Consider the following 11,984-nt stretch of genomic DNA (forward strand, 5'->3'; position numbering starts at 1 on the left):
GTCGTGTCATACCGAAACCGGCGAAGCGGCAACCCCGTTCTCCCGAATCAGCGAGCAGCGAAAAACACCTGAAGGCTGGATGATGACCATTAGCCGCATGCAGCAGCAACGCGGCCTGGTGATCTCACCGGAAGAGAAACGAACACTGGTAAAATACCTGGCAGATAACCAGGGTCTGGCACCGTCCGAAACGGCGGGCTTGCGTTATCTGCTGGAGAAGGAACCCAACGTGGTTGAATCCTTCGACCAGCTGCTGCAGGAAACCTGTGTACGTTGTCACTCCGGTGCACGTATCGCGTTGCAGCGTCGTACCGAAGATGAGTGGAAACACCTGATCCACTTCCATATGGGACAGTTCCCAACGGCTGAGCTTCACGCCGGCGCACGTGACCGTGCCTGGTTTGATATCGCGCTGACCAATGTGGCGCCAAAACTTGCCAAGGACTACCCATTCAACAGCGATGCCTGGAACAGCTGGCAGAAAGTTACCAAGAAAGATCTGACCGGTAACTGGGCGATGCACGGTTATGTACCGGGCAAAGGCACCTTTGATGCAACACTGCGCGCAACCAAAACCGCAAACGACAGCTACGCTCTAGTACTGGAAGGTCACTACGCCGATGGTACACCGTTGTCTGGTAAGGGCCGTGCGGTGGTATACGCAGGATACGAATGGCGTGCAAGCCTGAGCATTGATGGCGTTAAGGTGCGTCAGGTACTGGCAGCCTCTGCTGACGGTAAGTCCCTGGAAGGTCGCATGTTCGAGCGTGACGACGAGATTATCGGCGGCAGCGTTAAGGCGGTTAAAGGTACTGCGATTACTGCGGTAACACCGTCTTATATCAAACGCGGCGAACGCAAACTACTGACCATCTCCGGCAATAGCCTGAAAGGTAACGTGAAGCTGGGCAGCGGTTTGAAACTGCTGAACGTGGTATCCCGTGATGCCAACCGAGTGGTTGTGCTGGCAGAAGCCTCCAAAAACGCTGCGGTAGGAGCGAACACCGTTAAGGTTGGTTCTACATCCGCGAACAACGCTTTGGCGGTCTATGACGCTGTTGCACGCGTAGAAATCACTCCATCCGATTCCATCGCCCGCATCGGCGGCGCCGGTGGTCCGATCCCAAAACAGAAATCTGCATACCGTGCGGTTGGTTATGCGGCTGGTGCCGATGGTAAGCCTGGCACCGAAGATGATCTACGCCTGGGTTACATGCCTGCGGCGTGGACGTTGAAGCCGTTTGATGAGATCGCCGAGCACGACAACGACATCAAGTACGCGGGTTCCATCGATAAAGACGGTATTTTCACCCCAAGTGATGCTGGTCTGAACCCGGAACGTAAGATGTCCACCAACAACGTAGGTAACCTGAGCGTAGTCGGCACCGTGGTAGATGGTGGCAACAGCGTACAGGGCGAAGCCCACCTGCTGGTGACCGTGCAGAAATTTGTTAAACCGGTTATCGAATAACCGGGGAATAAACCTCCAGACAGATTCGCGTTACGCGAAATAACAATAAGGTGAGGTAGTTATGGGTTCTTTATCCCTGGTGAAGCCAAATATGCATCTGGTGGATGTGGACACACGCAAGATGATGTTCCACGTGCCGACCAGCAGTCTGTTTGAGCTGGAAGGCCTGAGCCGTGAGCTGATCGATCTGTTTTCTGAGCAGGAAAGGGTGACCGCTCAGATGATCCGCGACCGCTTTCAGGGCCGTTACCAGCCACACGACGTCATGGATACCATCGAAGAGTTGAAGTCTCTGCGTATCCTGTCAGACGGTGGTGTTGTGCAGATCAATCACGAACCGCAGAAGGTAAAAAACTTCCCGCTGACCACGATTGTTCTGAACACCAACACCGGCTGTAACCTCAGTTGTACCTACTGCTACAAAGAAGACCTGACTACACCGTCGGCGGGCGACAAGATGTCGTTTGATACTGCGGTGAAGTCGATCGAGATGCTGCTGGAGGAATCTCCTAACCAGCGTCAATACAACGTGGTCTTCTTTGGCGGCGAACCGCTGACCAACATGCCACTGATCCGCAAAGTGGTGGCATATTGCGAAGAGCGATTTGCCGATCTGGAATCAGAGGTCAGCTTCACCATGACCACCAACGCTACCATGCTCAATGAAGATTTGGTGGACTGGTTTAACGAACACCGCTTTGGCCTGACCATCTCCATGGACGGCCCTAAGGCGATGCACGACAAAAACCGAATTACCGTTGGCGGTCAGGGCACCTACGATGTGGTGAAACAGAAGGTCGATATGTTGCTGTCCCGTTATACGTCACGCCCGGTGGGCTGCCGTGTAACACTGACCCGCGGCATCACCGATGTTGAAGCCATTTTTGAACACCTCAGTAGCCTGGGATTTGCCGAAGTGGGCTTTGGCCCGGTGACATCTGGCGACATCACGTCTTTCAACCTCACACCCGATGAGATGGTAGACGTGTTTGCCGGTATGAAACGCCTCGGCATGAAATACCTGGAAGCGGCACTGGAGCACCGTAACTACGGTTACGGCAACATGCACCAGCTGATGACCGATCTGCACGAAGGCAATAAGAAACAACTGCCTTGTGGTGCAGGTGTCGGCTTGCTGGCAGTCGATACCCAGGGTGGTATCAATCTCTGCCACCGCTTCACCGGCTCAGAACTACCTACCTTTGGGGATGTAGAAGAGGGCATCGATAAAACCCGCCTGGGCGAGTTTGTCGAGCAACGCCTGGATCGCAGCAACACCGGCTGTGAAACCTGTCGCATCCGTAACATCTGTTCTGGTGGTTGTTACCACGAAAGTTATGCGAAGTACGGCGATGCCGCACGTCCTTCCTACCACTACTGCGACCTGCTGAGAGACTGGGTCGACTTCGGCGTGGAAGTGTACTCGCGGATCATGCTCGAGAACCCGGCGTTCTTCGATGCTTACGTATCTCCTAGAAGGAGTTCATAAATGAAACACCTTAAGTCGTTCAACAAAAAAGCCAAAATGCTCGACCAGGCGACCTCACAGAACGAGGTGGAAGAGGTTGTAGCGATGCAGACCATTGTGGGCTGTACCTCCGTAAACGATCCGGGCTGGGAAGTAGACCCGTTCGGTGGCTTGGGCTCCCTGTGTCAGCCAATGGAATCCGACCTCTATGGCTGTGCCGACGCTTGTTGGTGGCCAGCGCAGGTGCCAGACACCATGGTGAACCACACCGCCTTTGGTGACACCGCACCGAAAGCCAACGAAGACTGGCGCAAGATCGACAGCGTCTTCCCAGAAGAGTGATGGAGGCTTAGCAAGATGAATCTGACAAAGATCTTTAAGCGCGCCGCGCTGGCCAGCACGATCGGTGCCGCAGCGCTGTTAGTGGGTTGTGGCACAACCAATACGGTAACCGAGCAGGCTTCCACTACCATCAATGGTATGAAAGCGGGCGGTCACGAGTACATTCTGACGGTGACCCGTCCGAATCAGTTGCATATCGTTGATACCGAAACCAACCAATTGGTACGGACGTGTGACGTACCGGGTATCTTCGGCAACGGTGGTATCGCCATGTCTCCGGACGGTCGTATCGCCTATGTGATGACCAATAAATGGGAAGACATTTACGGCTTCGATATCACCAACTGTGAGATCAAGTTCTCCGCTAAGCAGTCTTACAGCAATGTGCAGGTGAAGAGCTTTATCTCTATGGCAGTGAGCGCTGACGGTAAAGAGCTGTACACCGTACAGAACCCGGTGCGCAAGTTGCTGGACCGTTTCGAAACCATGGAACCACGCCTGGCCGTATTCAACACAGAAGATGGCCTGAATGCAAAACCGGTACGTACCTTCCCGGTTGATCGCCGTATCACCAAGATCGGCAGCATGCAGAACGGGGAAGTGATCCTCGGTGGTGGTGACCTGAAAGCGATCGATCCGCAAACTGGCAAAGTGCGTCTGATTAAAGCACTGCAAAACTGGGATCGGGCGCCGGATAAGTGGGTTCCACCTGATGCGTTTGCTATGCACACCATGGGTGAGCACGTCGGAGAGTTTATCATGCCGTACTTCACCATTCGCTGGAACGGTGCTCCGGGTGATGAATCTCAAGCAGACTTCCTCTGGGGTCACGTACGTATCGATACCAAAACCGGTAAGGTTGAGAGCATCGAGACCGTGCCGTTTGAGTTCATCGTCTTTAACTGGGTGACCGATCCAAACGACAAAGACATCCTTTACGGATCGTTTAACCAGCTCTCCAAGCACAACGTGAAGACAGGTGAAACGGTGAAGGTTCAGCCGATGGACCATACGTACTACAACATCAATATGACTGGCGATGGTAAGACCATCTATATCGGCGGTACCTCCAGCGATATCTCCATCCACGATGCAGAGACACTGGAAAAAATCGGTAGCATCCAGCTGACCGGCGATATGTCCACTTCAGACCTGCGCCTGGCTCGCCTGAAGTAATGGAAGCAGGTTGATCATTCTGTCGACTACCCTTGAGGCTGCCTTCGGGCGGCCTTTTTTATGCTTCATTGTCAGCTAGCGAGGACCCGAGAAAGCGGTTTGTTTGTAGGTTGGCCTTCACAACGCGAAGCCCAACAGTTATGGAACAGCTTGGAGACGACGTGTTGGGCATCGCTCCGCGATGGCCAACCTACGCCTTTGTTGTCATAGGGTATACGTCAAGACCGTTTGAACTACTGGGCACTCACCACCGCAAGCAGCTTCATATAAAAACGGCGTAGGTTTTTCTTACGCTGTTTCTCGGCCTCGGCCACTTTGCTGCGCTGTTCGTCCAGCGCTTTAACAACCTGTTGAATAGGCTCAGGCCCCAACGACACCACCGGGTAATGTTCATGCAGGACAGAGTAGTGGTAAGTAGCCAGAATTGCTGAATCGTCCAGATCAGTTGCTGCAGCCTGATTGGGCACAGAAAGTGCGACGGCACAGGCGAGTATCGGAACGAGATAGGATGAACGTTTCATGTTGACCTCCGCGATACATCAGCAAAAGATCCTCAGAAACAGTCCATAGAGGGGGCTCTCCTTCGGTGGTCCGGCTATCCCAGTGGGACCCGTGACTTTGCGTCACCCGATTGCTCGGGTTTTGCGGTATCGAGAGAGGATGATCTACTGATTAAACAATCAAAACGTACGTTTGATACTAATGTTTGTTCGAATACTACCACTGTTTTTGAACGTTTTTTATACAGATGTGAGATAAAGAAAATAGCTGGATGCTATATAGGTGTATAACGGCTTAAACATATGTAAAAGCCCCTTCAGAAATTGCCAACAGTTGGCAAATCCAAAAGGTGCTTCAAGCGAAATACACGATAGAAAGGCAGTTTAAGGCAAGAGGAGGGTGTAGCGTCCAATCCGCACCCGTTACGCCAAAGGACCTGACCATCTTGCTGAATGACAAGTCCTCTATAGCGCCAAGGTCGACAAAGGAACCGAAACGTTTATACCGCAATCTTAAGACGAGAATTTCCAACGCGAAGCAACAACCATCCCCGGCTAGCGCTCTTCATCCAGGATGTTCCGCACACTTCACATCGGTAGATTGTACCTAATTCCAACTTACATACTTCAGCCATGAACTCATGGGGTACATCCTGTACCTGCTGATACTCACAGTGGTCACAACATTTATTATTATTCATTGCGCTGCCCCCAGTGTTATTTTTGTGGTTAGTAAATGTACATCTGTTTCCGGAATTACGATATAAGAAAAATTCCTAATTTTTGAACGGTGTCGGATCATTGTAGACAATGAACCAGCGCTATGCCTGACTTTGAGGGACGTAACGCAAAATCACTGAACTCCTCATCCCTTGATTTAGATCAAGCCCCAGCCAATTCACCGTTTCAGTCACTTACTGCATTAGTCGCAATGACAGTGAGAAGACGCGCCGGTATTGCGTATATAGGCCGCTTTAATCGCAATAAACAGGTTAAAAACTTCGACTAGCCGCTAATCGGCAAACGGAGCTGGGATTGATAGGGTTGTACCGTCCCGGCTTTAAAAGGAAGCGACCGTTGATGAATTACCTTGTACCTGAATTTTTAGATACCGAGCGCCTCACCTTGCGCCCGTTTCGCGACAACGACTGGCACGCTCTGCACGCCTACTATAGCTCGCCAGAGGCGACACGTTTTACCGTCGGTCGGGCGTTCACCGAAGGGGAAACCTGGCGCACCATGTGCAGCATGGTTGGTCACTGGCAGATTCGTGGCTATGGCCCGTACGCATTGGAAGAAAAGGCAACAGGACTGGTGATTGGTACTGCCGGATTTTGGTATCCGAATGACTGGCCCGAGCCGGAAATTAAATGGGCATTAGCACCGGAATACTGGGGCAAAGGATATGCCAGCGAAGCAGCACGGGCGATCCAGACCACCGCCCACGAACATATGCCGGACATGCGTCTGATCAGCTTTATACATGCCGACAATCAGCCCTCCATTCAGTTGGCACAAGCGGTAGGCGCGGTACTCGAACAGGAAGTCGAGTTTCGCGGCGCACTTTGGCACCTCTATCGCCATCCGGCAGCCCCTCAATCCTGACGTTCGCCTATACTGCTTTGCGTTGTAAGAAGAGCTTAGGATTCACGGAGTAGGGTAAGCGATGGATACACTCTTTATGATTGCGGTGCTCGCCGTGATCGCTTTTATTGTGATTCGGATTTCACGCAAAAATCGGGCAAAACAGCGAAGTCACCTTATAGATAGCTATGAATTCCCGTCACGCATTCGAGACAAGGTCGCCTCCACGTATCCGCATCTGGACGATCAGCAAGTGGACCTGGTGATGGACGGCCTGCGCGATTACTTCCACGTATGTAATGTTGCCGGCACGCGCATGGTCTCCATGCCATCACAGGCAGTGGATGTTGCGTGGCACGAATTTATCCTCTTCACCAAACACTACCAACAGTTCTGCTCCAAGGCCCTCGGACGCTTTCTGCACCACACCCCGGCAGAAGCGATGAGCTCACCGACCATGGCTCAAACCGGTATCAAAAATGCTTGGCGAATCACCTGTACACGCGAACAGATCGATCCAAAGACGCCGGATCGGTTGCCTCTGCTTTTTGCGATGGATGCGGCTCTGGCGATCCCCGACGGTTTTACCTACGCCCTTAACTGCAAAACATCAGACTACCGACCGGGCAGCTATCCGTACTGCGCCTCGCATATCGGATGTGGCTCGGGATGCAGTAGCGGTGGTGAGGGATCCGATATAGGTGGGGATGGAGACTCTGGCTGCGGGGGAGGTTGTGGGGGCGACTAACTGAATCATCACGCGTCCCACATCGCAGGACGTATGTGCCGGGTATGTATCACACATACTCCGGCGCCTTCATAAACTCTTTATCTTCCGCACAACCGTGTAGCGATTAAACACGCACCAATCCAAGTACACCCGCATTACGTGCGCTTACAACCAGCTGTGTGCGGCTGCGTACCTGGAACTTCCGGTAGATGTTGGTGAGGTGGTATTTCACGGTACTTTCGTGGATACCGAGTTCATAGCTAATCTGCTTGTTCAGCATACCGTCTACGATCAATTGGATGATCTGTAGCTGCTGATCGGTCAAATCGTCCGTGGAGATCTGGGGCAGCTCCGCAGGCATACCATGGGCGGCGCTACGCTTACAGATGTCGGGCCAGTAAGTTCTGCCGCTCAACAGTGTATGTGCAACCTGATTGATCTTCTCCATGGAAGCGTCACGCGGCAATACACCACGGATACCGGCCTGACGTGCGTCACGAATGAGGGCAGGCGTCGCCTGATTACACATCAGCAACGTCGGGATACAGGTTTGGCTCACAAGCTCTTTCAGCGTCCACTCAGGCGCTTTCTCGAGCAGTTCGAGATCCATAATCAGCAGATTGTAGCCACCATGACGGCGAGTATGGCGCAGGACCTCATCAACGGATGAGACACAGTGGGCGTTAAACAGCAGGTATTCAGGACCACTGTTCAAGGCAATTTTGAGACCTTCCCGGTGCAGCGGGAAACGGTCGGCGATCAGGATCTTATGAGGCATTTTATCGGCTAGCCGGCGCCACGCGCGGCCTATCTCTTTCTGACTCATTATCCCATCCGTGTTCCAGACAGGCTGAATCCACAAACGCGGGTACGTTTTAGGTGGGATCAATCGGCTGAAGCGGGGGAGGGAGAGGATAGCTGTCCGGCAAACGTTACTACCGGACAGCCACAGGACTTACCGAATATCGAAGTCTACAACCACTTCATCGGAAATCGGGTGAGCTTGGCAGCTCAGGATGTAACCCGCTTCGATCTCGTGTTTCTCGAGACCGTGGGAGATATCCATGTCCACTTCACCTTCTACCACCTTACACTTACAGGTGGAGCATACGCCTGCTTTACAGGAGTAAGGCAAATCCAGACCATTGTGAATACCCGCGTCCAGGATGTTTTCACCAACTGTCGCCAGATCAAACATCACCGCACGGCCATCGGATTTCACGGTCACTTTGGAGGTCTTCTCTTCACCGAACTGCTCTTTACGTGCAGCGGCTTTCTCCAGCATCTCTTTGGAGTCCGCAGAAGAGTTCGCGAACAGCTCGTAGTGGATCTGATCGTCGGTCAGGCCTTCCATACGGAAACCACGAGACACTTCAGACATCATCGCTTCAGGACCACAGATGAACGCCTCATCAACAGCTTTGATGTTGATCAGGCCCGCTTTCTGCAACGCGTAACCTTTAGCGTTGTCGATACGGCCGTTCAGCAGATCAGCACCCTGGTCTTCATAGTCCATGATGTTGATCCACTGGAAGCGGTTCATATAACGGTTCTTAACGAAGTTCAGTTCGTCTTTAAACATCACGGAGTTGCTGCGACGGTTACCGTAGATCAAGGTCACTTTGGACTCTGGCTCGGTAGACAGCACAGTTTTCATGATGGAGATCATCGGCGTGATACCGGAACCCGCCGCGATGCACATGTAGTTCTTCGCCTGGTCCGCTTTCACTTCGGTGTAAAAGCTACCCTGTGGAGGCATTACCTCAACGGACATACCCGGCTTGAAGTTATCGTTTGCGTAGTTGGAGAACTTACCGTTCTTAACACGCTTGATACCCACACGCATGTGGCCATCGTTTACGCCGGAGCAGATGGAGTAGGAACGACGAACATCTTCGCCGTCGATCTCTGCACGCAGAGTCAGGAACTGACCCTGGATAAAGTTAAACTTCTCTTGCAGCTCTGCTGGTACTGCAAAGCTCACTGCAATCGCCGTGTCCGTTTCCGGCTGCACATCAGCGATCTTCAGCGTGTAAAAATTGGTGTCAGACATGCTTCACCTATCGTCTGTAAGACCGATCGGGGATCAGATCTTTTTGAAATAATCAAAAGGCTCGCTGCAGTCGTCGCACTGGAACAGTGCTTTACATGCAGTTGATCCAAACTCACTAACCCTGCGAGTGTTCTCGGAACCGCAGTGAGGACAGAGCGCGTGTGCATCCGGGGTCAGGCCATCTTCGTCCAGTGGAGCATCTTCCGGCGGTGCAATTCCGTAGTTACGGAGCTTTTTGCGACCTTCCGCAGACATCCACTCGGAGCTCCATGCAGGGGAGAGGGAGGTTTTCACCTTCACATCTGCGTAACCTGCATCATTCAGCGCCTTGGTCACGTCGGTGGAGATGTTATCCATCGCCGGACATCCGGAGTAGGTTGGCGTGATGGTGACAACAACCGTGCCACCTTCACGTTCGATATCGCGCAAGATCCCCAGATCCCAAATGCTCAGCACCGGTACTTCTGGGTCTTTAACTGCATCGAGCAGGTCCCATAGTTCCTTTACATCTGCAGCATTACGTTGCTGCAAACGCTGGTACTGCTCTTCCGGCATCAGTGAGATTTCGTTCATAGCGCCTTTTACCTTTCTTACCATTTACATCCTGGGTGGGAGCGGTGCACGATCTGCATCTCGGTCAGCATGTGGCCCAGGTTCTCGGTGTGGTAACCGGTACGGCCACCGCGAACAGCCCAGCTGTCTTCCGGTACAGTCAGTGTCGCTTCGGTCAGAATATCGCTGACCATCTTCAGCCACGCATCACGCAGTTTGGATACGTCTACGCCGATACCTTCGTCAGCCAGCAGCTGCTCGGTCTCGTCCATATCAAACAGTTCGTGAGTGTAACCCCACAACTGATCAACGGCTTTTTGAGTGCGCTTGTGGCTCTCTTCAGTACCGTCGCCCAGACGCAGTACCCAATCACGGCTACGACGCAGGTGGTATTTAGTCTCTTTGATCGCTTTTGCTGCGATCGCAGACAGGGTTTCGTCCTTAGACTGCAGCAGTTCTGGCAGCAGAACGGTGTAGTACACGTCTGCGAACAGCTGGCGCACCTGAGAGTATGCAAAGTCGCCTTTTGGCATCTCCATCAATAGCAGGTTGCGGTATTCACGATCGTTACGCATGTATGCGAAATCATCTTCGTCACGACCGTCGTTAGCCAGTTCTGCAGCGTAGGTGTAGAACATGCGGGCACGGCCGATGTAATCCAGCGCTACGTTACCGTAAGCGATATCTTCTTCCAGGAAAGGACCGTAGCTTACCCACTCGGAGATACGGTGACCCAGTACTACGGAGTCGTCGCCCAGACGGGTCGCGTATTCCTGGATAGCGTTTTTCATCTGATCACTCATTCTTCGCTCTCCCCAAATTACATGTTGTTTACAGGGTCAGGCAGAACGTAGTAAGTCGCGTGACGGTATGGCTTGTCGTCGCTTGGATCGTAGAAGCAATCCGCATCGTCTTCCTGGGAAGAGCAGATGTCAGAAGACTTAACAACCCAGATGCTTACGCCTTCGCTACGACGGGTGTAACAGTCGCGTGCGTATTCCAGCGCCTGTTCGTGATCTTCGGCGTGCAGGCTACCTACGTGTTTGTGGTCCAGACCACGTTTGGAACGTACAAAAACTTCAAACAGTTCCAGTTTTTCAGTGATGTTTGTCATTTCGGATACCTCTTACGCCGCGTTTTGCGCTTTTTTAGCTCGTTTCTTTTCGTTATATGCAGAGATCGCGTCACGAACCCACTCACCTTCATCGTGTGCAGCAACGTGGTGCTCAATACGCTGACGGTTACAGTGGCCGTTACCGTTGATTACAGACCAGAACTCATCCCAGTTCAGGTCGCTGCTGTCGTAGTGACCGCGCTCTTCGTTCCACTTGATGTTCTTGTCAGGGTGTTCCAGACCCAGAACTTCGATCTGCTTAACAGTCTGATCAACAAACTTCTGACGCAGGTCGTCATTGGTTTCACGCTTGATCTTCCACTCCATGGATTTCTGGGAGTGTGCAGACTCGGAGTCGTGAGGACCGAACATCATCAGGGCAGGCCAGTAGAAACGGTTCAGGGCGTCCTGAGCCATCGCTTTCTGCTCCGGAGAACCTTTAGCCAGAGCCAGCATCGCTTCGTAACCCTGACGCTGGTGGAAAGACTCTTCCTTACAGATACGAATCATGCCGCGGGAGTATGGACCGTAAGAGGTACGCTGCAGGGAAACCTGGTTTACGATCGCTGCACCATCTACCAGCCAACCGATCGCGCCCACGTCAGCCCAAGTCAGAGTAGGATAGTTAAAGATGGAGGAGTACTTCGCTTTACCGCTCTGCAGCTGTTCGATCATTTCAGAACGGGAGATACCCAGGGTTTCACAGGCACTGTACAGGTACAGACCGTGGCCCGCTTCGTCCTGTACTTTTGACAGCAGTACCGCTTTACGGCGCAGAGAAGGTGCACGGGTGATCCAGTTACCTTCCGGCTGCATACCGATAACTTCAGAATGCGCGTGCTGCGAGATCTGACGGATCAGGTTCTTACGGTAATCTTCCGGCATCCAGTCTTTTGGCTCGATCTTTTCTTCGTTTTCGATCTTGTGCCAGAACTTTTGTTCTTGAGGGGTCATTTCATTGCCTCCACAAAGTTTGGGTAGGCAAAGCAAGACC

At 52.6% G+C, this 11,984-nt stretch carries 13 protein-coding genes and 1 riboswitch; of the genes, 6 read left to right on the forward strand and 7 right to left on the reverse strand.

Going from position 1 to position 11,984, the window contains the following annotated elements; translation table 11 throughout:
• The 4 genes from peaA to peaD all read left to right on the forward strand — a co-directional run.
• Positions 1-1,471, forward strand: a 1,471-nt coding sequence (peaA, locus tag ACEQ15_RS04770; protein ID WP_370277938.1) for a quinohemoprotein amine dehydrogenase subunit alpha, incomplete at its 5' end; no start/stop codon positions are given.
• Positions 1,472-1,532: 61 nt separating this feature from the next.
• Positions 1,533-2,960 (forward strand): quinohemoprotein amine dehydrogenase maturation protein, encoded by a 1,428-nt coding sequence (peaB, locus tag ACEQ15_RS04775; RefSeq protein WP_370277939.1) that lies wholly within the window; start codon positions 1,533-1,535, stop codon positions 2,958-2,960.
• Positions 2,961-3,281, forward strand: coding sequence for a quinohemoprotein amine dehydrogenase subunit gamma (gene qhpC, locus ACEQ15_RS04780; RefSeq protein WP_370277940.1), 321 nt, complete (start codon positions 2,961-2,963; stop codon positions 3,279-3,281).
• 15 nt (positions 3,282-3,296) lie between these two features.
• Positions 3,297-4,457, forward strand: a complete 1,161-nt coding sequence (peaD, locus tag ACEQ15_RS04785; protein ID WP_370277941.1) for a quinohemoprotein amine dehydrogenase subunit beta — start codon at positions 3,297-3,299, stop codon at positions 4,455-4,457.
• A gap of 233 nt (positions 4,458-4,690) precedes the next feature.
• On the opposite strand, the gene ACEQ15_RS04790 is transcribed toward peaD, so the two are convergent.
• Positions 4,691-4,978, reverse strand: coding sequence for a hypothetical protein (locus ACEQ15_RS04790; RefSeq protein ID WP_370277944.1), 288 nt, complete (start codon positions 4,976-4,978; stop codon positions 4,691-4,693).
• Between the two features lie 61 nt (positions 4,979-5,039).
• A riboswitch (cyclic di-GMP riboswitch) is annotated at positions 5,040-5,114 on the reverse strand.
• A gap of 923 nt (positions 5,115-6,037) precedes the next feature.
• Here ACEQ15_RS04790 and ACEQ15_RS04795 point away from each other — a divergent pair.
• A complete protein-coding gene (locus ACEQ15_RS04795; RefSeq protein WP_370277945.1) occupies positions 6,038-6,562 on the forward strand; it encodes a GNAT family N-acetyltransferase in 525 nt (174 codons plus the stop codon).
• 61 nt (positions 6,563-6,623) lie between these two features.
• Positions 6,624-7,289 carry a hypothetical protein gene (locus ACEQ15_RS04800; protein WP_370277946.1) on the forward strand — a complete coding sequence of 222 codons (666 nt, stop codon included), beginning with the start codon at positions 6,624-6,626 and terminating at the stop codon, positions 7,287-7,289.
• 106 nt (positions 7,290-7,395) lie between these two features.
• Here ACEQ15_RS04800 and ACEQ15_RS04805 read toward each other — a convergent pair whose 3' ends face one another.
• The 6 genes from ACEQ15_RS04805 to paaA form a co-directional block, all read right to left on the reverse strand.
• Entirely contained in the window at positions 7,396-8,097 is a 702-nt protein-coding gene (locus ACEQ15_RS04805; RefSeq protein WP_370277947.1) for a LuxR C-terminal-related transcriptional regulator, read from the reverse strand.
• 129 nt (positions 8,098-8,226) lie between these two features.
• A complete protein-coding gene (gene paaE, locus ACEQ15_RS04810) occupies positions 8,227-9,324 on the reverse strand; it encodes a 1,2-phenylacetyl-CoA epoxidase subunit PaaE (RefSeq protein WP_370277948.1) in 1,098 nt (365 codons plus the stop codon).
• Between the two features lie 33 nt (positions 9,325-9,357).
• The gene (gene paaD / locus ACEQ15_RS04815) at positions 9,358-9,897 is read right to left on the reverse strand and encodes a 1,2-phenylacetyl-CoA epoxidase subunit PaaD (RefSeq protein WP_370277950.1); all 540 of its coding nucleotides are present in this window, start codon (positions 9,895-9,897) and stop codon (positions 9,358-9,360) included.
• A gap of 17 nt (positions 9,898-9,914) precedes the next feature.
• Positions 9,915-10,679, reverse strand: coding sequence for a 1,2-phenylacetyl-CoA epoxidase subunit PaaC (gene paaC, locus ACEQ15_RS04820; protein WP_370277951.1), 765 nt, complete (start codon positions 10,677-10,679; stop codon positions 9,915-9,917).
• Positions 10,680-10,696: 17 nt separating this feature from the next.
• A complete protein-coding gene (gene paaB / locus ACEQ15_RS04825; RefSeq protein ID WP_299177371.1) occupies positions 10,697-10,990 on the reverse strand; it encodes a 1,2-phenylacetyl-CoA epoxidase subunit PaaB in 294 nt (97 codons plus the stop codon).
• A 12-nt stretch (positions 10,991-11,002) separates the two neighbouring features.
• Positions 11,003-11,944: a 1,2-phenylacetyl-CoA epoxidase subunit PaaA gene (paaA, locus tag ACEQ15_RS04830; RefSeq protein WP_370277953.1), complete on the reverse strand. Its 942-nt coding sequence runs from the start codon at positions 11,942-11,944 to the stop codon at positions 11,003-11,005.
• Positions 11,945-11,984 lie beyond the last annotated feature (40 nt).

Source organism: Pontibacterium sp. (genome assembly GCF_964228735.1).
GTDB lineage: Bacteria > Pseudomonadota > Gammaproteobacteria > Pseudomonadales > Balneatricaceae > Pontibacterium.